The sequence below is a fragment of the Saccharopolyspora sp. NPDC050389 genome (genome assembly GCF_040655595.1).
Taxonomy (GTDB): Bacteria; Actinomycetota; Actinomycetes; order Mycobacteriales; family Pseudonocardiaceae; genus Saccharopolyspora.
In genome coordinates this window covers 51,582-72,945 of sequence record NZ_JBFAKG010000014.1, presented here as the reverse complement: position 1 = coordinate 72,945, position 21,364 = coordinate 51,582, and the positions used below count along the sequence as shown (strand labels likewise).

General features: G+C 69.6%; 18 protein-coding genes and 2 tRNA genes. 5 read left to right on the top strand and 15 right to left on the bottom strand.

Annotated features, from left to right (window positions below; all coding sequences use genetic code 11):
- Positions 1-67: 67 nt before the first annotated feature.
- Both prfB and AB0I53_RS11725 read right to left on the bottom strand, forming a co-directional pair.
- Positions 68-1,174, bottom strand: coding sequence for a peptide chain release factor 2 (gene prfB, locus AB0I53_RS11730; protein ID WP_358600281.1), 1,107 nt, complete (start codon positions 1,172-1,174; stop codon positions 68-70).
- A 118-nt stretch (positions 1,175-1,292) separates the two neighbouring features.
- Positions 1,293-1,790 carry a PadR family transcriptional regulator gene (locus tag AB0I53_RS11725; RefSeq protein ID WP_358600278.1) on the bottom strand — a complete coding sequence of 166 codons (498 nt, stop codon included), beginning with the start codon at positions 1,788-1,790 and terminating at the stop codon, positions 1,293-1,295.
- 276 nt (positions 1,791-2,066) lie between these two features.
- Here AB0I53_RS11725 and AB0I53_RS11720 point away from each other — a divergent pair, with 276 nt between their 5' ends.
- Entirely contained in the window at positions 2,067-2,366 is a 300-nt protein-coding gene (locus AB0I53_RS11720; RefSeq protein ID WP_358600275.1) for a hypothetical protein, read from the top strand.
- 60 nt (positions 2,367-2,426) lie between these two features.
- Here AB0I53_RS11720 and AB0I53_RS11715 read toward each other — a convergent pair.
- The 3 genes from AB0I53_RS11715 to AB0I53_RS11705 form a co-directional block, all read right to left on the bottom strand.
- Positions 2,427-2,500: transfer RNA gene (locus AB0I53_RS11715), tRNA-Met, on the bottom strand.
- Between the two features lie 402 nt (positions 2,501-2,902).
- Positions 2,903-2,979 (bottom strand) — tRNA-Met (locus tag AB0I53_RS11710).
- 152 nt (positions 2,980-3,131) lie between these two features.
- The gene (locus AB0I53_RS11705; protein ID WP_358600507.1) at positions 3,132-6,029 is read right to left on the bottom strand and encodes a UPF0182 family protein; all 2,898 of its coding nucleotides are present in this window, start codon (positions 6,027-6,029) and stop codon (positions 3,132-3,134) included.
- Between the two features lie 200 nt (positions 6,030-6,229).
- On the opposite strand from AB0I53_RS11705, the gene AB0I53_RS11700 reads away from it, so the two are divergent.
- On the top strand, positions 6,230-6,760 hold the full coding sequence (locus tag AB0I53_RS11700) for a PPA1309 family protein (protein WP_358600272.1): 531 nt from the start codon (positions 6,230-6,232) through the stop codon (positions 6,758-6,760).
- Between the two features lie 54 nt (positions 6,761-6,814).
- On the opposite strand, the gene AB0I53_RS11695 is transcribed toward AB0I53_RS11700, so the two are convergent.
- Positions 6,815-7,840, bottom strand: coding sequence for a PDZ domain-containing protein (locus AB0I53_RS11695; protein WP_358600269.1), 1,026 nt, complete (start codon positions 7,838-7,840; stop codon positions 6,815-6,817).
- A 174-nt stretch (positions 7,841-8,014) separates the two neighbouring features.
- Here AB0I53_RS11695 and AB0I53_RS11690 point away from each other — a divergent pair, with 174 nt between their 5' ends.
- Positions 8,015-9,427, top strand: coding sequence for a zinc-dependent metalloprotease (locus AB0I53_RS11690; protein ID WP_358600266.1), 1,413 nt, complete (start codon positions 8,015-8,017; stop codon positions 9,425-9,427).
- A 45-nt stretch (positions 9,428-9,472) separates the two neighbouring features.
- Here the strand turns inward: AB0I53_RS11690 and AB0I53_RS11685 are convergent, their stop codons facing one another.
- Positions 9,473-10,030 (bottom strand): M48 family metallopeptidase, encoded by a 558-nt coding sequence (locus tag AB0I53_RS11685; protein WP_358600263.1) that lies wholly within the window; start codon positions 10,028-10,030, stop codon positions 9,473-9,475.
- A gap of 227 nt (positions 10,031-10,257) precedes the next feature.
- Between AB0I53_RS11685 and AB0I53_RS11680 the strand changes: the two genes are divergently transcribed.
- Positions 10,258-10,407 (top strand): DUF5679 domain-containing protein, encoded by a 150-nt coding sequence (locus AB0I53_RS11680; protein WP_010693945.1) that lies wholly within the window; start codon positions 10,258-10,260, stop codon positions 10,405-10,407.
- Positions 10,408-10,729: 322 nt separating this feature from the next.
- On the top strand, positions 10,730-12,040 hold the full coding sequence (locus AB0I53_RS11675) for an AarF/ABC1/UbiB kinase family protein (protein ID WP_358600260.1): 1,311 nt from the start codon (positions 10,730-10,732) through the stop codon (positions 12,038-12,040).
- Between the two features lie 33 nt (positions 12,041-12,073).
- On the opposite strand, the gene AB0I53_RS11670 is transcribed toward AB0I53_RS11675, so the two are convergent.
- From AB0I53_RS11670 to AB0I53_RS11635, 8 genes are all read right to left on the bottom strand, one after another.
- The gene (locus tag AB0I53_RS11670) at positions 12,074-12,958 is read right to left on the bottom strand and encodes a methyltransferase (RefSeq protein ID WP_358600257.1); all 885 of its coding nucleotides are present in this window, start codon (positions 12,956-12,958) and stop codon (positions 12,074-12,076) included.
- A gap of 245 nt (positions 12,959-13,203) precedes the next feature.
- The gene (locus AB0I53_RS11665; protein WP_358600254.1) at positions 13,204-13,422 is read right to left on the bottom strand and encodes a hypothetical protein; all 219 of its coding nucleotides are present in this window, start codon (positions 13,420-13,422) and stop codon (positions 13,204-13,206) included.
- On the bottom strand, positions 13,419-13,802 hold the full coding sequence (locus tag AB0I53_RS11660; protein ID WP_358600252.1) for a WhiB family transcriptional regulator: 384 nt from the start codon (positions 13,800-13,802) through the stop codon (positions 13,419-13,421). The genes AB0I53_RS11665 and AB0I53_RS11660 overlap by 4 nt, the downstream gene beginning before the upstream one ends.
- Positions 13,803-14,284: 482 nt before the next feature.
- A complete protein-coding gene (locus AB0I53_RS11655) occupies positions 14,285-16,372 on the bottom strand; it encodes an ATP-dependent DNA helicase UvrD2 (RefSeq protein ID WP_358600250.1) in 2,088 nt (695 codons plus the stop codon).
- A gap of 347 nt (positions 16,373-16,719) precedes the next feature.
- A complete protein-coding gene (gene nudC, locus AB0I53_RS11650) occupies positions 16,720-17,646 on the bottom strand; it encodes an NAD(+) diphosphatase (RefSeq protein WP_358600249.1) in 927 nt (308 codons plus the stop codon).
- A 25-nt stretch (positions 17,647-17,671) separates the two neighbouring features.
- Positions 17,672-19,039 carry a pitrilysin family protein gene (locus AB0I53_RS11645; RefSeq protein ID WP_358600247.1) on the bottom strand — a complete coding sequence of 456 codons (1,368 nt, stop codon included), beginning with the start codon at positions 19,037-19,039 and terminating at the stop codon, positions 17,672-17,674.
- Positions 19,036-20,364, bottom strand: coding sequence for a pitrilysin family protein (locus tag AB0I53_RS11640; protein WP_358600244.1), 1,329 nt, complete (start codon positions 20,362-20,364; stop codon positions 19,036-19,038). The genes AB0I53_RS11645 and AB0I53_RS11640 overlap by 4 nt, the downstream gene beginning before the upstream one ends.
- 143 nt (positions 20,365-20,507) lie before the next feature.
- The gene (locus AB0I53_RS11635; RefSeq protein ID WP_358600241.1) at positions 20,508-21,293 is read right to left on the bottom strand and encodes an ESX secretion-associated protein EspG; all 786 of its coding nucleotides are present in this window, start codon (positions 21,291-21,293) and stop codon (positions 20,508-20,510) included.
- Positions 21,294-21,364: the final 71 nt, after the last annotated feature.

The window sequence follows — 21,364 nt, the reverse complement described above, 5'->3', positions numbered from 1 at the left end:
ACCGGCGGCGGAACCGTCGATCACCTGCGACTTCGTCGCCGGTCAGGGCCCTGGCTCGCGGTATTGGTCAGGCCACGCTGTGCTGCTGGCGACGCCAGCGGATGCCGGCCTCCAGGAACCCGTCGATGTCGCCGTCGAGCACCGCGTCGGGGTTGCCGACCTCGTGCTCGGTGCGCAGGTCCTTGACCATCTGGTAGGGGTGCAGCACGTAGGAGCGCATCTGGTTGCCCCAGCTCGACCCGCTGTCCTTGAGGGCGTCGAGCTCGGCGCGCTCCTCTTCCTTCTTGCGGGCCAGCAGCTTGGACTGGAGAACGCGCATCGCGGCGGCCTTGTTCTGCAGCTGCGACTTCTCGTTCTGGCAGGACACCACGATGCCGGTCGGGATGTGCGTGATCCGGACGGCGGAGTCGGTGGTGTTCACGCTCTGCCCGCCGGGGCCGGAGGAGCGGAAGACGTCGACCCGGATGTCCTTCTCCGGGATGTCGACGTGGTCGGTCTCCTCCACGACCGGCAGCACCTCGACGCCGGCGAAGGAGGTCTGCCGCCGCCCCTGGTTGTCGAACGGCGAGATGCGCACCAGCCGGTGCGTGCCCTGCTCGACGGAGAGCGTGCCGTAGGCGTAGGGGGCGTTGACCCGGAACGTCGCCGACTTCAGGCCGGCTTCTTCGGCGTAGGAGGTGTCGTAGACCTCCGCCGGGTAGGAGTGCCGCTCGGCCCAGCGCAGGTACATGCGCATCAGCATCTCGGCGAAGTCGGCCGCGTCGACGCCACCGGCCTCGGCGCGGATGGTCACCATCGCCTCGCGCTGGTCGTACTCGCCGGAGAGCAGGGTGCGCACCTCGAGTGCTTCGAGGTCCTTCCGGAGGCGGTCCCGCTCCTCGTCGGCCTCGGACAGCCCGGCCGTGTCGCCTTCGTCCTCGCTGAGCTCGTAGAGCACTTCGAGGTCTTCGACGCGCTGCCGCAGTTCGGTGATCTTGCGCAGTTCGGCCTGCCGGTGCACGAGCTGGCTGCTGACCCGCTGCGCGTGTTCGACGTCGTCCCACAGGTCCGGCTTGGCGGCCTCGGCCTCGAGCTCGCCGATATTGGCGCGCAGGGCATCCAGATCCATCACGCTCTCGATGCCTTCGAGGGTGTTGGAGAGTTCCTTGAGCGAGGCAGCGACGTCGGGATTCACAGTGCTCAGCGTACTTCACCGGGCACGGGCCGCCCACGAGGACGGCCCGTTTCCAGTCGGAGCGGTTTTGGCCGTTTCGTGACCGCCACCACTCATGACTGTTCGGCCCCGGGGTGGTTCAGTCCGGAATCGAGTCCAGCAGCTTGATGATCGCCCGGTTGTAGGAAACGGTGAAGTCCGCGGCGGCCTTCTCGTACGGATCGGTCGCGGCCTTGGCCGCGTTCTTCGCCTCGTCCATCTTCACCGCGTACTGGGTGCGGGCCGACTCGACCAGCCCGGAACGCTGCTTCGGCGTCAGGGAACCCGAGTAGACCAGGCGGAGGATCAGCGGGCTGCGGACGTTGTCCGGTCCCGGCTCGGTGTTCAGCCACGACTTGAAGGCGCGCTTGCCGGCGGCCGTGATCGCGTACTGCTGGCTGGAGCGCGGGCCCTGCTTGCCGAGGCGCAGCAGGCCGGCGTCGGTCAGCGCGGGCAGCTCGCGGTAAACCTGGCTGCGGGTCACGCTGAAGAACCCTCCGAAGCGCTCGGTGGCGGCCGCAACCAGCTGGCCACCGGTCTTCGGACCTTCGTGCAGTAGTCCCAACAGGGCAGCGGATGTCGCATTCAGCTCGGTCACATCTGCCACGGTGCCATGCCACCGCTTCGCTGTCCACAGTGGTCCCCAGTTCTGTCCACAGTGGTTGCAGTGGACTGGTCCAAGTGGACGAACGGTTGCGCCATTGGCGCGCGCTCCGGACGACTGGCGCGGTGGCGGCGGCGGACACGGGGCGCACACGCGGGCGGCCGGACGTCTGCACGTATTGCGACGAGCATTCCCGCGGTTCGCCTGGATGGGGGGTCTTCCTGGCGCAATGAGGTGCTATCACGTTCTGGAGCTGCCCAACTACGACAGGTGACACGCACCCTGCACTTGGCCGACCAGTCGGCGGCCGATGAGGGGCCGGTTCAGGAGGTGCGGAGCGTGCATCGCAGTTGGTTGCGTACCAAGGTCAACGAGAGCAAGACCAAGATGACCAACAAGGTCACCGAGCAAGCGAAGCGGGCCAAGGCACTGGTGCCCATGCAAAGAGAAGGCGACGCGGATGCCTGCATGGTGTGTGGCCGAGCGATGCGCCCGACGGGCGTGGTCCGTGGAGAGGGAAGGGTCTGCTCCCCGACGTGCGCCCGCCAATGGGCCAAAGGCCTCTCATAGAGAATGCCCTGAGCAAACGGAAAGCCCCCGACCGAAGTCGGGGGCTTTCCGTTTGAATAGTAGCGGGGACAGGATTCGAACCTGCGACCTCTGGGTTATGAGCCCAGCGAGCTACCGAGCTGCTCCACCCCGCGCCGTCTGCGTTTTTCTGTTGTACGGAGTACTTTACACACCCCCAAAACCCCCGGAACAAGGGGGGCCCCAAAACCCAAAACCCCCCACCCCACCAGCCAAAACCCGAAGAACCCCAGCAGAGGGACAGCGGAGAGCCAACAGAGGACCAACGACCACCGAACGCCCCCAAGCACCCAGCCCCGCCCAACGCAACGCAAGAGCCCATCGCAAGTCTCCGCATCCAGCCCCACGTCAGAACCAAAGGGCTGGTCCGGAATCCAGGCCGGGAACGCTCCCCAAGCAAGGAGCCGACGCGAAGCGACCACCGCACCGTGGGGGTCTACGGGGGCTCGGCCCCCGTATGGGAATTAGAACAACGGGAAAAAGCCCCCGACGTCAGTCGGGGGCTTTGACCATTCAAATGGTAGCGGGGACAGGATTCGAACCTGCGACCTCTGGGTTATGAGCCCAGCGAGCTACCGAGCTGCTCCACCCCGCGTCGTTGTGTCACCAACCTTACGGGTCGGTGAACCATAGTGCAAATCGCCTGACCCCAAAAGTGACGCACGTCATTTCCACTCGAGCGGACGCCGGAAAAAAAGACGGGGCGGGGACCGCCTGCGCGGTCCCCGCCCCGGTTGCCGATGCCGATCAGCCGCCGCTGCCCTGGGCCTGCTCGAAGCGCTTGATCGCGTCGTCGAGCTGCTGGTAGGCCGAGCCGAGGTCGGCGAAGTTGCCGGACTGCTGGGCCTTCCGGACGTGCTCCAGGGCCGCCCGGATGTCGGTGACCGCCTGGGACAGCTGGGGGCTGCCGGGGGTCTGCTGCGGGGGCTGCTGGCCCTGGGCCGGCGGCGGCTGCTGGCCGTTCTGGCCCGGGTTGGTGGCCTGTCCGGCGCCCGAGCCGAACACCTGCTCCAACGCTCCGGACAGAGTTTCGGAGAAGCCGACCTTGCCGCCGAAGGACACCAGCACTCGGGCCAGCTGCGGGTAGGAGTTCTGCTCGTTGCGCTGGATGTAGATGGGTTCGACGTACAGCAGGCCGCCGGCGACCGGCAGGGTCAGCAGGTTGCCGAAGATCGCGGTCACGTTCGGGTTGTTGAACAGCGTCCGGTTCTCGGTGACCGCCGGGGTCGACTCCATCTGGTTCTGGACCTGGTTCGGGCCCGGTGTCGAGTTGTTGGTCGGCAGCCGCAGCACCGTGAGCTTGCCGTAGTTGTCGGGCTCGGAGGACGCCGACACCCAGGCCGCCAGGTTCTCGCGGCGCAGTGCGGTGAGCGCGCTGGTCAGCTGGAACTGCGGCTGGCCCTGTTCTCCGACCTGGGCGAGCACGTAGTACGGGGGCTGCTGCCCTTCGGCGTTGGCGGCGCTGCCGCCGCGGCCGGTCGGGTCGGACGGCACTTGCCAGAAGGTCTGGTTCGAGAAGAAGTCGCCCGGGTTGTCGACGTGGTACTGGGTGAGCAGCGTGCGCTGCACCTTGAAGATGTCCTCCGGGTACCGGAAGTGGTCGCGCAGCTCCTGGCTGATCGCGCTCTCCGGCTTGACCACGCCGGGGAAGACGCCTTCCCAAGCCTTGAGCACCGGGTCCTTGTCGTCGACCGAGTAGAGGTCCACGCTGCCGTCGTAGGCGTCGACGGTCGCCTTCACCGAGTTGCGGATGTAGTTGATCTGCTGGTTGGGCTGCCGCTCGACGCCGGTGAGGGTGTCGTTGGTGGCCTCGCCGAGCTCGGTCAGCTCTGCGTACGGGTAGTTGTTCAGCGTGGTGTAGCCGTCGACGATCCACTTGATCTTGCCGCCGACCACGGCCGGGTACGGGTCGCCGTCGAGCTTGAGCCACGGCGCGACCTTCTGCACCCGCTCCCGCGGGTTCCGCTCGTAGATGATCTTCGAGTCGTCGCCGATCGCGCCGCTGAACAGGAAGTTCCGCTCGCCGTAGTAGGCGGCGAACACCGCGCGCTGGAACAGGCTGCCGACCGGGACACCGCCGGCGCCGGTGTAGGTGTACTGCTGCTGGTCGGTGTCGTACTCGCGGGGCGCCTCGCCCGGGTTGCCGCCGACGATCGCGTAGTCGTTGCGGCCCACCAGCTCGCCGTAGTACACCCGCGGCTGCTCGACCGGGATCGCGCCCTGGCCGTTGTTGGCCACGTCGCTGATCTGGAACACCGGGTAGCCGCCCTGGGTGGCGCCCTCCTTGAACGTGGAGTCGACCCGGTCGGCCGGCGCGGCGACGAAGCCGTTGCCGTGCGTGTAGACGGTGTGCCGGTTGATCCAGTTCTGCTGGTTGACGGCCAGGCCGTCGGTGTTGATCTCGCGCAGGGCGACCAGGTAGTCCCGCAGCTGGCCGTTGGCGTCCCGGTACCGGTCGACGTCCAGCTTGTCGGTGAACCCGTAGAAGTTGTACTGCTGGGTCAGCTGGGTGAACGTCGGGGCCAGCACGTTCGGGTCGAGCAACCGGATGTTCGGGATGGTGCCCTTGTCCGCGGCCACCTCGGCCGGCTGCAGCTGGGTGCGGCCCGGGTAGTCGACGAACTGGACGTTGGGCTCACCGATGTTGAAGGCCGACTTCGTCGCCTCCAGGTTGCGCTCGATCGACTGCGCCTCCCGCTCGTTCGCGTTGGGGCGCACCGAGAACTGCTCCATCAGCGCCGGCCACACCGCGCCGACCACCACGCTGGAAAGCACCAGCAGCACCGTGGCCAGGGCCGGGATCTGCAGGTTCTTCAGGAAGATCACCGCGAAGAACGCGATCGCGCAGAACACCGCGATGCACATCAGGATCAGCTTCGCCGGCATCACCGCGTTCAGGTCGGTGTAGCTGGCACCGGTGAACAGCGGGTTGCGCTGCGACAGCAGCAGGTCGTAGCGGTCCAGGAAGTAGTCGACCGCCTTGAGCAGCACGAACAGGCCCGCCAGCACGGCCAGCTGGACCCGCGCCGGCATGGACAGCTGGCCGGAGCGGCCGGCCAGCCGGATGCCGCCGAAGATGTAGTGCGTGATCAGCGCGCCGATGAAGGACACGGTTGTCGCGATGAACGCCCACGACAGCAAGAACCGCCAGAACGGCAGCTCGAAGGTGTAGAAGCTGATGTCGTGGCCGAACTCGGGATCGACCTGCCCGAACGGCACGCTGTTGAGGAACAGTTGGAGGGTCTGCCAGTCGGCCTGCGCGGCGAGGCCGCCGATCACGCCCACCACGATCGGCAGCCCGAGCCCGAAGAGCCGGGAGCGTTCGGTGGCCACCGTGCGGTACCGGGCCAGCGGGTCGTCCGGGCCGCTGACCGGCACGAACACCGGCCGGTTGCGGAAGGCCAGCCACAGGTTCAGGGCCAGCACGCCGCCGAGGAAGACCGCCGCGGCCACTCCCAGTCCGGCGCGGGACAGCAGTTGGGTGGTGAAGACCTGCCGATAGCCGACCTCACCGAACCACAGCCAGTCCACGTAGGTGCCCAGCATTCGCGATCCGGCGATCAGGGCGACCAGCACGATGCCGCCAAGGATCAGCAGGATCCGGCTTCGCCGGGACAGTTTCGGCATTCCTACCGGGGGCCGCATGGCCACAACGCACGCTCCTGGTGACGATCAGCAGGCCTGGGACGGTACCGGTGGCCGGCCGCCCTCGTGATGTTCAACTCTACGACCCCATCGGGAAGTTCCTGGAAGCGGCTTCGCGAACTGGATTAAGCGGACATCTTTCGCAGGTCATCGGATCGGCCGGCGGCGGCCGCCGGGCCCGGCGGTGCGACCATGACGACATGCCACCGGAGACCCCCGAGGACCTGACCGCGGCGCTGCCGTCGGCCGCCCGCGAGATCGAGGAGTTCGTCCACGCCGCGGGCTGGGACCAGCCCACCCAGGTGTTCGCCCTCGTGTCCACCAGCCAGCTGCTGGCCGCCGAACCCGGGCTGGCCGACCAGCTCGACCCGGCCTCGCCGCTGACCCCGATCGCGCAGGAAGCGCTGCCGGCCGAAGACCTCGCCGAGGCGTTGAGCGGCATCGTGTGGCCGGAGCAGGTGACCGGCTGCGCGGTGGTGCAGGAGATCGTGGTGCTGCCGCCGGAGGCGGAGGCAGAGCTGCCCGGCGACACCGAGCAGGACCGGCAGATCGCCGCCGAGCACCCGGACCGCCACGAGGCGCGGCTGGTCGCGGCGGTGCTGCGGGACGGCGGCGAGACGTGCGTGATGCGCCTGCGCGCGTCCGACGCGGAAACCGGTGGCGAGCTCATCCAGGACCCGTCGCTGGCCCCGAACCTGCTCACCGCGCTCCACGCCACCTTCGCGGACTGACCTGGTTCCGGTGGAGATCGGCGTGCTGATCTCCACCGGGAACGCCGTCGCTGATCAGCAGCTGGCGGGCACTTGGCCGCCGCGGAGGGCGTCGAGGGCCTTGGTCGCGTCGTCGAGGTTGGCGACCTTGGCCAGCTGCAGCCCGTCCGGCGCCTGGGTCTTGGCCTCGGCGCAGTTGCCCGCAGGCACCAGGAAGGTCGTCGCGCCCGCTTCGCGGGCCTTGACCATCTTGAACGGGATGCCGCCGATCGGGCCCACCTCGCCGGTCGGGCTGATCTCGCCGGTGCCCGCGATGAACTGACCGCCGTTGAGCTCGCCCGGCGTCAGCTTGTCGATGATCGCCAGGGTGAACATCAATCCCGCCGACGGGCCGCCCACGTCGGCCAGGCTGATCTTGATGTCGAAGTTGACGTCCGGCCGCTCGATCGCCGCCACGCCCAGGAAGCCCTGCGCGTCGGTGCCCGGGTTCGCGCCCAGCTGCACGCTCGCGACCTGCTCGGGCTGGTCGGCGTGCCGGAACCGGATCTCCACCCGGTCGCCGGGCTTGGTGCCGACGAGCGCCGCCCGCAGCGAGACCGGGTCGGTGACCGGCTTGCCGTTGGCCGCCAGCAGGTGATCGCCGGGCTCCAGGACGCCGTCCGCCGGGCTGCCCTTGACGATCTCGCCGACCAGCACCTTCATCGGGTAGCCGAGGTAGCGCAGGGCCGCGGTCTCGGCGGTGGTCTGCGAGTCGCTGAAGGCCTTGGTGTTCTCCTGCTCGATCTGCTGCTCGCTCTTGTCCGGAGGGAAGTACAGCTCGCGCGGCGCCAGCGCGTACCGGCCGCTCACCCACAGCCCTAACGCGCCGAGCAGGGACAGCTGATCGGTCACCGACACCGTCGTCATGTTCAGGTGGCCGCCGGTCGGGAAGGTCTGCTGCCCGTCGATGCTGATCACGGGGACGTTCCCGTCGATCCCGAGGGTGTCGTAGGTCGGCCCCGGGCCGAGCGCCACGTACGGCACCCGGACGAACGCGCCGAGCAGGCCGAAGGCGACTACCAGTACGACACTTGTCAGTAGCGTCCACGTACGGCGGTTCACGAGGTGACAGCGTACGTGTTCGCGTTCGCGGCTTGTGCGGACCTCACGGACCGCCGGACCCGGCCCACCGCACCTGCGGCGGAGTTCCGCCACCTGCAACGCCTTCCCGATGTTCGCGCCCAGCGAGCTCCGGACACCTTCTATGGGGTGGCGCAGGCCGCGTACCGTGGCACTATGACCAACTTGCCGTTCGGGTTCAGCTCGCAGGACCCCGACGATCCCGACAAGGGCGACTCGTCGCAAGGGCGCTCTGAGGGCGGCGCTGGAGGCTCCGGGGACATGCCCGGTTTCGGCTTCGGCGGCATGCCCGGACCGGGCGGCATGCCGAACTTCGACATCGGCCAGCTCGGCCAGATGTTGACCCAACTCGGCCAGGCGCTCAGCCACTCCGGCAGCGGCGGCGGTTCCGGCCCGGTGAACTACGAGCTCGCCAAGCAGCTCGCGGTGCAGCAGCTGCACAACAACAAGCGCACCGAGCGCCCGAGCCAGGACCAGGTCAAGGCGATCGAGGACGCGGTGCGGCTGGCCGAGCTGTGGCTGGACGCCACCACCTCACTGCCCGCCGGGGTCCGGTCGGTGCAGACCTGGTCGTCGGTGGACTGGGTGGAGAAGACCCTGCCCACCTGGCAGCGGTTGTGCGACCCGGTCGCGCAGCGGATGTCCAGCGCCTGGCTGGAAGCTCTGCCGGAGGAGGCGAAGCAGGCCGCGGGCCCGCTGCTGTCGATGCTCGGCCAGATGGGCGGGATGACCTTCGGGTCGCAGCTCGGCAACGGCTTGGCGCAGCTCGGCGGTGAGGTGCTGACGTCCACCGACGTCGGCCTGCCGCTGGCCCCGGCCGGTACCGCCGCGCTGCTGCCCGCGAACATCGAGCGCTTCATCGAGGGCCTGGACCGGCCCATCAGCGAGGCGACCGTGTTCCTCGCCGCCCGCGAGGCCGCGCACCACCGGCTGTTCAGCCACGTCCCGTGGCTCGGCCAGCGGCTGCTGGCGACCGTGGAGGAGTACGCCCGCGGCATCCACATCGACACCTCGGCGCTGGAGGATCTGGCCGGGAAGGTCGATCCGACCGACCCGAGCTCGATGCAGGAGCTGATGGGCTCCGGGATGCTCGAACCCAAGACGACCCCCGAGCAGCAGGCCGCGCTGAACCGGCTGGAGACGCTGCTCGCGCTGGTCGAGGGCTGGGTCGACGTGGTCGTTGCCGACGCCATCGGCGAGCGGCTGCCGGGTGCCGGCGCGCTGGGCGAAACCGTCCGGCGGCGGCGGGCGACCGGCGGGCCGGCGGAGCAGACCTTCGCCACGCTCATCGGCCTGGAGCTGCGGCCCCGCCGGATGCGGGACGCCGCGAACCTGTGGCGGCTGATGACCGAGCGGCACGGCATCGAGAGCCGGGACCAGGTCTGGGACCACCCCGACCTGCTGCCGGACAGCTCGGACCTGGACGAACCGCTGGACTTCGCCGATCGCTGGGGCTCGGGCTCCGCGGACCTGGACGACCCGATCGCCGCGATCCGCCGCGCCGAGGCCGACGAGGCGGCGAAGTCCGACGACGAGGGCGACGACTCGCCGAAGCGCGACGAGAACTGACCGAGCGCGGACGGGGCACTTCCGGAATCCCGGAGGTGCCCCTCGTCATGTGCGCGCTTCGACTTCTTCCGCGTCGTCGTCCAGCCCGATGCCGAGCTGGGCCGCCGCGGATACCCCCTCCAGGTAGCCGATGGCCCGCTCGGTCTTCGGGTAGCGGCGCACCCACTTCCAGAAGTCGGCCCCGTGGCCGGGCACCAGCAGGTGCGCAAGCTCGTGCATGAGCACGTAATCGAGCACCCATCCGGGTACATCTCGGAGGCGCTGACTCACCCGAATGGTGGCATCACTGGGCGTGCAGGAAGCCCACCTCGTGCGCATCGGTGGCACCCACCGGACGCCCTGCGGTTGCGCCCGGCCGTCGAGGTACTTCGCGGACAGTTCGCGGCACCGCTCGATCAGTGCTTCGTCGGACTCCCGCGCGGGCGAACGCCGGCGTGTCTCACTGCGTTGCAGGCGGCTGAGCATGTCCGCCACCCAGCGCTTTTCCTCCGCGCGGCTCATCCGCGCCGGAAGCAGCACCACGATCTTGTCACCGTCGCGATAGGCGCTCACCGTCTGTCGGCGGCGCTTGCTGCGGCGCACCTCGACCTGGGTTTCAGCCACGGGAGTGGACCTTAGCGAGTGGCCCCGACAAACGGCCCTCGCTGTGAGCCGAGCCTCAACGCCTACGCATCGTGATCCCCCGAGGGATTACTCCGTTAAGTCGAACATGCGATGCTCGTAATGCATGCATGTCGAATGGCCCACATGTACCGTTCCCCCAGCCGCCCGGAGGTGGGCCGCAGACGAGCCAGCAACGACGCTGGATCACGACATGAAGGAGGGGAGCCGTGGCCGAGACGTACAACGGCTACTGCGTGAAGTGCCGGGAGAAGCGCGACTTTTCCGGTGAGGTCTCGGAGACCAACGGTCGCCGGATGGCCAAGGGCACCTGCCCGGTCTGCGGCACCAAGATGACCCGCATCCTCGGTAAGGCGTGACCTGGCACGGGTGGGCCGCCGCAGGGCCGCCCACCCGTCCGCAACGCCGACGCACTTCGCTCCAGCGTTCGACATCGCACCGGCCACGCGCCGGGGCGCCAGGGGGACACGCGTGCTCAACTCGGCCCGGAGGGGCTGAACGGCTCGTTCGCCCCTTGCCCGCCGGAACCGCGAATGCGACCGGTGGCGCAAACCTGACGGCCAACACGTCGATCACGCCCCAAGGTGTCGCAGGGAACCTCTAGCATGTGAGTGGGTTTCTCGATTTCGAATAAGCCTTCGAACGTCGAGAGGGTTTTCCTGCGCGCACCAAGGAGAATTCGTGGCCGACATTCCCCGCCGGGCGGCACACCGCACCGCGAAGCTCGCCAGCCTGCCGCTCGGTGTCGCCGGCCGCCTGGCCGCCGGGTGGGGGAAGCGGCTCACCGGGCAGAACCCGGCAGAGATCAGCGCCGAGGTGTCGGCCAAGACCGCGGAGCAGGTGTTCGCGGTCCTCGGCCAGCTCAAGGGCGGCGCGATGAAGTTCGGCCAGGCGCTGAGCGTGTTCGAGGCCGCCGTGCCGGACGAGATGGCCGGCCCGTACCGCGAGGCGCTGACCAAGCTGCAATCCGCGGCACCGCCGATGCCCGCGAGCAGCGTGCACCGGGTGCTCACCGAACAGCTGGGCGCCGCCTGGCGGCAGCGGTTCGCCGAGTTCGACGACACTCCCGCCGCGGCGGCGAGCATCGGGCAGGTGCACCGAGCAACCTGGCACGACGGGCGCGAGGTCGCGGTCAAGGTCCAGTACCCGGGCGCGGACGAGGCGCTGCGCTCCGACCTGCGCCAGCTGATGCGCTTCTCCCGGCTCTTCCAATCGCTGGCCCCTGGCGCCGAGATCAAACCGCTGCTCGCGGAACTGCAGGACCGGATGGTCGAAGAGCTCGACTACCGCACGGAGGCCGACAACCAGCGGGCATTCGCCAAGGTGTTCCGGGGCGACGATTCCGTCCGGGTGCCGGCCGTGATCGCCAGCTCCCCGAAGGTGGTCGTCACGGAGTGGGTGACGGGCAAGCCGTACGCCCAGATCATCGCCGACGGAGACCAGGAGGAGCGCGATGCGGCGGGGCGGCTGCTCGCCGAGTTCCACTACTCCGCGCCCTCCCGGGTGGGTCTGCTGCACGCGGACCCGCATCCCGGCAACTTCATGCTGATGCCGGACGGAAAGCTCTGCGTGATCGACTTCGGCGCAGTCTCCCGGCTGCCCGACGGCGTGCCCGCGACGTTCGGCCGCATGGTCCGGCTCGCCCTGGACGACAAGTCCGCGGAGCTGCTGGAGTTGCTGCGCGCGGAGCGGTTCGTGCAGGCCGACCGGGAGATCCAGGCCGATGACGTGCTGGCCTACCTGGCGCCGTTCGTGGACCCGATCCGCACGCCGACGTTCCACTTCACCCGGCGCTGGTTGCAGCGCCAGGCCGAGCGGGTCGGCGACCTCCGCAGCCCGGACTTCCGGACGGGGCGGTCGCTGAACCTCCCGCCGGACTACCTGCTGATCCACCGGGTCACGCTGGGCGCCACCGGGATCCTCTGCCAGCTCGACGCCGAGGTCGGCGCCCGCGACATCATCGCCCGGTGGCAGCCCGGCTTCTCCGACTGATCACCAACCGGCGAACGGCGGCCCGGGCGGGCCTCAGATCGCCGGCCGGGTGCCGAGGTGGACCGTGTTGGCCGTCAGGTAGTACACGTCGTCGCGGTTTCCGGCGTAGTGCTCGCCGGATTCGTCGAGCAGCTCGTCCAGCGCCTTCAGATCCGCCGGCCCGACGCGGTTCTCGGCGTCCCTGCGGAGGAACTGCAACCGGCGCAGCACCGCCTGCCGGGCGACTCCGAAGACCGGAGCCGGGCGGTCCACGAGGTAGCTCCACGACCGCACGTCGGCCAGGCCCGCCTCGGACAACGCCTTGCCCCACCCCACCGGCATCCGGACCGTGCCGGTCATCTCCGCCCGCATCTGCCGGAACCAGTCCTGGCGGGCGGCGATCAACCGGGCTTCCAGCCCAGGCTCGGCGAGGCCGACGTCGGGCGGCAGCACCTTCGTTTCCAGCCCGAACTCGACGATCGCCAGCCGACCGCCCGGACGCACCAGGTTCGCAAGTCGGCGCACGCCGGCCAGCTGGTCGGGCAGGTGGTGCACCACGAACGCCGCGAAAACCACGTCGGCCTGCGCGGGAGCCCCGGCCCGCTCGATGACCTCTGCGAGCGAGTCGGCGGCGGCGTCCGCCTGAACTGCATGGACCTCGACCCGGTCGGAAACCTGCTTGACGCGGGCATCCGCCGCCGCGAGCAGTTCCGGCGCCGCGTCCACGATGGTCAGCACACCACCGGAATCCGCCAGCTCCGCCGCGAACGCCGCCGCCGTTCCGCCCGCACCGGTGCCGATCTCGATCACGGTGCGATCGGTCGGGCGCAGCAGCTCGGTGACGAGTTCGGCGATCTCCGGCGCGTTCAGCTCATCGCCGTCCCGGAGCCGCTGCAGGTGCTCGTCCCAGTCGATGTTGTCGTGCGAGTGTCCGGTCACGGGGCATCACGATACGGGCAATGCCCCGGCTGGTGCTCGATGTTGTCAAGGTGCGCGAGCGCTCGAGCGCGTCGAGTCTCGTTCTGCGGAGGGGATTCCCGGCCGCCGTGACCGCGTACTTCCCGACCGGTGGGCACGGTCGGGAAGTACGCATGGGACGACGGCTGGGAATCCGTTGCGGTGCAAGGCGATTCAGCACCGCGCGACTACCGACTCCTGCCGAGCCGATCCCGATCTCGGACGGCTCATGGACATCTGGCTGCCCGTTGCGCGCGCTGATCGGCGTAGTCGGCGAGCCAACGCCACCAACGGCCGGCCGAGATCTCCCGGGCTAACCGATGTCGGTGCGCTTCGTCGAGCAGCTCGTTACTTCGTATCCGGGACAGGTCCTCGGGCATCAACATTCGTACCTCGCTCTTGATCCGGGTTTCGGTGATGGGTTCGATGATTCGGTGGTAGGTCATGCCGCTCGCTCCTGACCTCGCCGCGCGGGCGTGCCTGCGACCGGCGTTTCGGCGGGCAGCGGGTGCTTGCGCGGACGGCCGCGCGGACGCTTGCGGGCGACCACCGCGCCACGCTCGAAGATCTCGCCTCCCCAGACTCCCCACGGCTCGCCGCGGGACAGCGCACCGGCCAGGCACTCGGCCTTGATCGGACAGTCGGCGCACAGCGACTTGGCCTGGTCCAGTTCCCGCGGGGTCTCGGCGAACCACAGGTCGGGGTCCTGGCGGCAGGGCAGTTGGCTGTCCAAGGTCGCGGAACTGCCGAACAGGCCGGCCACGGTGTCCTCGTCTGCCAGCAAGCCCTCGCTCGAGCTGGATATCGGCACACTCGCGGTCAACATGAAACTTCCTCCTGTAGTCGATCGGCGGCAGGTTGTGGTTGTGGATGAAGGAAAACCAGGAACAACAAGAAGGCCGCGGACCCGTTGTGGGTCCGCGGCCTTCGAGAAGCCTGGGGCGTTCCTAGATCAATGGATCGAGGAATCGCCTACTAACGGACCGGCATGGGTCGACAACGGTCTGCGGGACCGCGCGGAACCAACGCGGCTTGAACTCTCGGCCATAGCCGGCTTCGTGCTCGGCAACAGCTGGGAATGGCGCGAAAGTGACGCGGGCAGGCGCGATGGCCCCGGCCATGAGGTGGCTCGGGGTGCTCGACATCAGAATCGTGGACACCAAGGCCACCTCCCTTCGGGGTTCAGGGCCGCGGTTTCTACCAACCACGGCTCGCGCTCTTGCAGGTTATTGGCACCACCGTGCCGGTCGCAACGTATTTTTCGAAGAATCCGCTCGATCGCCTGAAAAACCTGCGCGACCAGGCGTTTCAGTGCGTGTCGCGGCGGTCACCCTGGATCAGCGCGAGCACATCGGAGCCGAACTTCTGCAGCTTCGACGCCCCGATCCCGGAGATGCCCACCAGCGCGGTCTCGTCCAGCGGCCGCTGCTCGGCGATCGCGGTCAGCGTCGCGTCGGTGAACACCACGTAGGCGGGCACCTTCAGCTGCCGGGCCCGATCGCTGCGCCACGCCTTCAGCTGCGACAGCAGATCTTCATCCACATCGGACGGACAGTCCGCGCAGCGGCCGAGCTTGATGTCCATCGTGCCCGTCAGGGCGGCGTTGCAGATGCGGCAATGCGGCTTCACGGCCTTCGCCGGCCGCGACAGCAGCTCGCGCTGCTTGACCTTGTTGGGCAGCGCCGCCGGATGTTCGTCGGGCACCAGGCTGTACAGGAAGCGGCTGCGCCGGCGGTAGCGGCGGCCACCGGCGCGCGCCAGCGCCCACGACAGGTAGAGGTGCTCGCGGGCGCGGGTGACCCCGACGTAGAGCAGGCGGCGTTCTTCCTCGACGGCCGCGTCGGTGTCGGCGTGCAGGATCGGCAGGGTTCCCTCGACCAGACCCACCAGGAACACCGCGTCCCATTCGAGGCCCTTGGCCGCGTGCAGCGAGGCGAGGGTGACGCCCTCTACGGTCGGCGGATGCTGGGACTCGGCACGCGCGTCGAGTTCCGCGACGTAGCGAGGCAGCCCCGCGTCGGGCTCCGCGGCGGCCAGCTCCTCCGCGAGCTCCACCAGTGCGATCAGCGACTCCCACCGCTCGCGCGCGGCACCACCGGCAGGCGGCTCGTCGGTCAGGCCGACCTCGCGGAGCACGGAACGGACCGTCGCGGGCAGATCCTCCTCGTCGGCGCCGTGCGCGACTGCGGTGCGCAGCGTGACCATCGCCTGTCGCACTTCCGCCCGCGCGAAGAACCGTTCGCCACCGCGCACCTGGTAGGGGATTTCGGCGTCGGACAGCGCCTTCTCGTAGGCCTCCGACTGCGCGTTGACCCGGAACAGCACCGCGATCTCCGACAGCGCAACGCCTCGCTTGGCCAGCTGGGCGATCTTGCGCGCGATGGCCTCGGCCTCGTCGGTCTCGTCGTCGTACTCGGCGAAATCCGGGCGGGGGCCGTCCGGGCGTTGCCCGACCAGCTTCAGCCGCGTACCGGCCGGCCGCTCCCGCGCCGCACCGATGACCTGGTTGGCCAGACCCACCACCTGCGGCGTCGACCGGTAGTCCCGCTCCAGGCGCACCACGGTCGCCTCCGGGTACTTGCGCGGAAAACCGATCAGCCACTTCGGCGAGGCGCCCGCGAACGAGTAGATCGTCTGGTTCGCGTCGCCCACCACCGTGAGGTCGTCGCGGTTGCCCACCCACGAGTCGAGCACCCGCTGCTGCAGCGGGTTGACGTCCTGGTACTCGTCCACGACGAACGACCGGTACCGGCCGCGGAACTCCTCGGCGATCTCGGGCTGGTCCTCCAGGATCGCCGCGATGTGCAGCAGCAGGTCGTCGAAGTCCAGCATCTGCGCCCGGTTCTTGAGCTGCTCGTAGGCCGCGAAGGCCTTGCTGAGCTGCTCCGGAAGCACCGGCACGTCCCGCCCCGCAGCGGCCGCGGCGGCCGGATACTGCTCGGGGCCGATCAGCGACGACTTGGCCCACTCGATCTCGCCGGCCAGGTCCCGGACGTCCTCCCGCTCGGTGGACAGCCCGAGCTTGTTCGCCGCCTGCATGACCAGCCGGAACTTGTTGTCCGCCAGCTGCCACATGTACGTCTCGTGCACCCGCGGCCAGAAGTAGCGCAGCTGCCGGAAGGCCGCGGCGTGGAAGGTCTGCGCCTGCACACCCGCCGCGCCGAGCGCACGCAACCGGGTGCGCATCTCCCCCGCCGCCCGGGCGGTGAAGGTCACCGCGAGCACCTGCTGCGGCGCTACGAGCCCGCGCTGCACGAGATAAGCGATGCGATGGGTGATCGTGCGCGTCTTCCCGGTTCCCGCGCCCGCCAGGACGCATACGGGGCCGCGCGGTGCGACGACCGCCTGCCGCTGCTCCGGATCCAAACCTTCCAGGAGTCGCGGCTGCTCGGTCATGCCCGGCATCTTCGCAGACCTGCTCCCCCGTTCGAGGTCGCACCCCAACACCCAGAACCGCGTGTCGGGAACCCTCGAAGCATCACCGCCGCCTACGCCACCGGGCACCGGCCGGCCGAGCTGCGGAAGAAGAAGCAGGTCACCCGGATTGAGCTGGCTCGGCTAATCGGAATCGGCCAACCTCGGATGAACGCTGTCGAGCGCGGCGACATCGAGACCCCCACCTTGGCCGGCTGGCACTCGGCGAGGCCGTGCAGCTCGTGGCGAGCTCCGGAGACAGCAGGCTGCAGGTACCCGAGACCGTGGCGTGAAGAGCCGGCCGGGAAGCTCCCGACCGGCTCCTCGCGTCAGTCCTGCCAGGTGGCCCAGCCCTTGATCATGCGGTAGGCGATGGACACTCCCGGCGGTAGACGCAGGCCGTCGACCGCTTCGCCCTTGGACTCCAGGGCCGCCAGGACCGTGTCTCGGTGCACCCAGCGGGCGTCCTCGATCTCCCCGTCCGCCGGGGTCAACGGCGCCGACCGGTCCGCGATCGCGGCGAAGCCCAGCATCAGCGACCGCGGGAACGGCCACGGCTGGCTGCCGAGGTAGCGGACGTCCGAGACCTCCACCCCGACCTCCTCCGCGATTTCGCGCGAGACGCAGGCCTCCAGCGACTCGCCGGCCTCGACGAATCCGGCGAGCACCGAGTACCGCTCCGGCGGCCAGATCGGCTGGCGGGCCAGCAGGACGTGGTCCGCGCCGTCGTGCACCAGGCAGATGACGGCCGGGTCGGTTCGCGGGTACTCCTCGCGGTCGCAGCCCGTGCAACGCCGGGCCCACCCCGCGCGGACTCGCGTCGTCGCCGCGCCGCACACCGCGCAGTAGCGGGCGTTGTCATGCCAACCGAGGAGACCAACAGCGGTGGTGAACAGCCCCGCGTCGGTGTCGTTGAGCAGACCACCGCCGGTGCGCAGGTCTCGCCAGTCATCCTGGGTTCCGTCGTGCTCGCTGCGCAACGCCCAGTAGCTGACCTCGTCCTCGACGCCGAGCAGGACGGCGTTCGGGACCGGGACTTCGCCGAAGTCCCCCGCTGGATGCACCACGAGCCGCGAATCCGGGCCGATCCGGGTGCGCCCCTTGGCGTCCACCAGCACGATCCGTCCGGTCGACCACAGCTCGGCGCCGCCATCCGGGGCGTCCCGCAGCGTCTCCCTGCGGTCCACTGTGGACCTGGACAGCACGGGTGCGGAATCCAGCTGGAAACCCGCCCCTGCCAACACCTCGGTCGTCATCTGCCCGCCTCACCGTCTAACCGCGTCATGGCAGCACCACTCCCCCGAGCAGCCGCAGCTGGTCGGCGAGCTTGTCCGCGTCGCCGACGACCACGCCGGTGAAGGAGGTCGGCGCGAACAGCCGGGCCGCCTCGGCCACCTGCTCGACCGTGATCGCCCGCAACCGCTCGGGGTGGGCGATCAACCAGTCCTGCCCCAGCCCCGCCGCGGCCAGCGCGACGAGCGTCGACGCCATCCCGGCCTGCGAAGCGGTGGAGGTGAGCAGGCTGCCGATGGCGTACTGCCGGGCAGACTCCACCTCCGACTCGGTCGGCGGCACCAGCGCCAGCCTCGCCAGCTCGTACCGGGTCTCCAGCAGCGCGGCCGCGGTGACCTCGCTGGCGGTGTCGGCGTCGACGAGGACCGTGCCGTTGCCCCGGGTGAACTCGAACGACGAGTGCGCGCCGTAGGTGTAGCCCTTGTCCTCGCGGATGTTCTCCACCAAGCGCGAGGAGAAGTAGCCGCCGAAGACCAGGTTCGCGACCTGCAGCGCCGGGTACTGCGGGTCGGTGCGCGGTAGCGCCTGCGCGGAGAAGCGCAGCTGCGACTGCACCGCACCGGGCCGGTGCACCAGCCGCACGTCGCCGCCGTGAACCGCGGGCAGCGACGGGAGCTCCCGCGCGCTGTCCTCGGACTGCCAGCCCGCCAGGTTGCGCGCGACGGCCGCCACCGCCTGATCCGGGTCGATGTCGCCAACCACCACGAGCACCGAGCCGCGCGGCAGCACCGCCTCGCGGTGCAGGGCGCGGACCTCCTCGGCGGTGACCTCGGCGACGTCCTCGGCCTCCGGCACCTCGCGGACGAACGGGTGGTCGCCGTAGCGGTGTCGCTGCAGCTCCTCGCGCGCGATCACCCGCGGCTGCGATCGCGCGACGGTGATCCGCTCGACCAGCCGGGCGCGCTCCCCCTCGATCTCCTCATCGCGGTACACCGCGCCGGTCAGCGCGTCGGCGAGCACGTCGAGCAGGGTGTCCAGCCCGGTGGCCAGCGCGTCGCCGGTGATGCTGAGCCGCTCCGGGTCGACGACCGAGCTCAGGTCGGCACCCACCGCGGCCAGGTCGGTGTCCACCTGCACCCGGTTGCGGCGCTCCGTGCCGGTCAGCAGCGTCTCGGCCAGCAGCTCGGCGCGGGCCGCGTGCTTCGGGTCCTCGCCGGCGAACGGGATCCGCAGGCGCAGTTCGACCATCGGGACCACGCCGTGCCGGGCGGCGATCACCCGCAGCCCGTTGTCCAGCACGGTGTCCACGACGGCCGGTGCGCGGCCGGTGCGGGGCTCGCCGAGCGGCGGCAGCGGCCGCGGGCCGAGCTCGGTGCGGCCGATCTCCTCGGCGCTGCGGTGCGTTGCGCGGGTCATGCCGCACCTCCTGTCGCGTTCTCGTCACCTGCGGGTTCGATCTCCAGCACCGCTCGCGCGTCCGACCGCAGCGCCTTCGCGGCCGCCGCGACGTCCTCCGCTCGGACCTCACCGATCCGCTTCGGCAGCTCGGAGATCAGTTCGGCCCTGCCGTGCAGCAGCTCGGCACTGCCCAGGTCGAGGGTCCGGGTGATCACCCGGTCATGCCCCCGGTAAAGGCTGGCGGCCCAGCGCGCCGTGACGCGGGACAGCTCGTCCTCGCTGGGACCGTCGGCGGCCAGCTTCTCCAGCTCCTCGTCGACCGCCCCGACCACCCGGTCGAGACCGACCTCCGGCGTGTGGATCGCGGTCACGGTGAAGGTGTCCGGGTCGCGGGCGTCCAGCGGGGAGCCCATCAGGCCGCAGCCGGCGTGCACGTCCACCACCAGCGCGTCCTGGTAGACCAGGCGCTGCTGCAGGCGGGAGGCGTCGCCGTCGGACAAGATCGCCGCGAGCACCACGTTCGCCAGGTAGGCGTCGAGCTCGCCGACCGGGTCGGGCAAGCGGTAGCCCAGCGCGACGGCGGGCAGCGGCGCGTGCGGGTCGGCGTGCTTGCCGCGCACCTCACCGGACGGGAACGGCTCGCCGAACGACGGCCGCGGCGCGACGTCGCGCGCCGGCACGTCGCCGAAGTGCTTGTTGATCAGATCGATGGTGCGCTCGACGTCGATGTCACCGGAGACGGTCAGCACCGCGTTGCCCGGCGAGTAGAAGGTGTCGAAGAACGCGGCGCAGTCGTCGACGGTCGCCTGTTCCAGGTCGGTGAAGTCTCCGTAGCCGTTGTGGGCGTTGGCGAAGGTCGAGTACAGCACCGGCGGCAGCAAGATCCACGGGAACCCGCCGTAGGGGCGGTTGAGGACGTTGAGGCGGATCTCCTCCTTGACCACGTCCACCTGGTTGCGCAGGTTCTCCTCGGTGATCTTCGGCGCCCGCATCCGGTCCGCTTCGAGGAACAACGCCCGCTCCAGCGCCGCCGACGGCAGCACCTGGTAGTAGTCGGTGTAGTCCTGGTGCGTCGAACCGTTGAAGGTGCCGCCGGAGCCCTGCACATGCCGGAAGTGCGCGAGCTTCTCCAGGCTCTCGCTGCCTTGGAACATCAAATGCTCGAAGAGGTGCGCGAAGCCGGTGCGCCCCTCCGGTTCCGAGCGGAAGCCCACGTCGTAGTGCACGCTGACACCGACCACAGGGGCCTGCCCGGACGACGCTTGGCCCGCCGCCGAGTCCGGTGCCAACACCACGCGCAGCCCATTGGGCAAAGTAACGCGATGCAGCTGGGGTTCGACCATGCCATGCAGCCTACGTGCGGACTGTCAAGCCGTGGGTGCCCCCTTCGCCACTCTTCGGCGTGTTGTGATCACCCGGCGTAGGTGGCGAACTTCCGGCGCGCAGCATCCAGCCGCAGTTGGGCAGCGATCCCGCTCAGGTGCGGTCAGCGGACCTGGGCGATGAGGGAATCGATCTCGGCGCCGATCGCGCGCGCGTCGGCCGGCACGATCGCGAAGACCTGCTCACCGGAGCTGCCGCGCTCGACCCGGTTCAGGTAGCGGCCGTCGGGCTCGTTGTCGAACCAGGACACCACCTGGGAACGCTTCCGGCGGCCGTACTGGTCGCGCATGCTCGCCGAGATCTGGCCGATGCGCTGGTGCGGCGCCTTCCCGATCGCCTCGTAGAGCGAGACCTGCTGGTCGCCGCTGCTGCCGCGGTTCGGGGTGGCCGACTGCATCATGCTCATCTGGTCGTAGTCGTCGGCCTGCGGCTTCTGCACCAGCGAACTCTGCGGGACGCGCACCGGCCCCTGGCCGCCCGGCTTGGTGGGCGGCAGCGTGGCCAGCAGCACCTGCGGCAGCGGGGCGTTCTCGTGGACCTCGACGGTCACCATGCCGCCGCGCTGCGGGTCTTCACTCGGCGTCTGCACGCCGAGCACGACCCGGTTGCCTTCGGTGAACACCGCGAGCGCCCGCCAGCAGTGATCGGTGCCGACCTGCGGGAACCACAGCGAGTCGACCCACAGATACGGGTTGGCCAGCGCCTTGAGCGCGGCGACCAGCGGCGGCGCGACCTCGTCGTTGATCACGACTCCGGCGGCGGCCATCCGGTCCAGCTCACCGATCGCGATCCGGCTGAACTCGTCGGCGGTGTACCCGAAAGAACGGCTGCTCAACGGCAGGGTCAAGCCGTCGATCTTCAGGTACTTGAGCACGATGTCCAAGTGCACCGGCTGAAGCTGCCACCGCCCCAACACGCCCACTGTGTTTCTCCCCTTGTGAATTCGCCCGCTGCACGCGT

Coding starts and splice junctions, on each gene's coding strand:
- nudC (WP_358600249.1), bottom strand. CDS start 17,646: ATGACGACCGAGGTGTTGGCAGGGGCGGGTTTCCAGCTGGATTCCGCA.
- AB0I53_RS11645 (WP_358600247.1), bottom strand. CDS start 19,039: ATGACCCGCGCAACGCACCGCAGCGCCGAGGAGATCGGCCGCACCGAG.
- AB0I53_RS11640 (WP_358600244.1), bottom strand. CDS start 20,364: ATGGTCGAACCCCAGCTGCATCGCGTTACTTTGCCCAATGGGCTGCGC.
- AB0I53_RS11655 (WP_358600250.1), bottom strand. CDS start 16,372: ATGACCGAGCAGCCGCGACTCCTGGAAGGTTTGGATCCGGAGCAGCGG.
- AB0I53_RS11700 (WP_358600272.1), top strand. CDS start 6,230: ATGCCACCGGAGACCCCCGAGGACCTGACCGCGGCGCTGCCGTCGGCC.
- AB0I53_RS11660 (WP_358600252.1), bottom strand. CDS start 13,802: ATGTTGACCGCGAGTGTGCCGATATCCAGCTCGAGCGAGGGCTTGCTG.
- AB0I53_RS11690 (WP_358600266.1), top strand. CDS start 8,015: ATGACCAACTTGCCGTTCGGGTTCAGCTCGCAGGACCCCGACGATCCC.
- AB0I53_RS11665 (WP_358600254.1), bottom strand. CDS start 13,422: ATGACCTACCACCGAATCATCGAACCCATCACCGAAACCCGGATCAAG.
- AB0I53_RS11705 (WP_358600507.1), bottom strand. CDS start 6,029: ATGCGGCCCCCGGTAGGAATGCCGAAACTGTCCCGGCGAAGCCGGATC.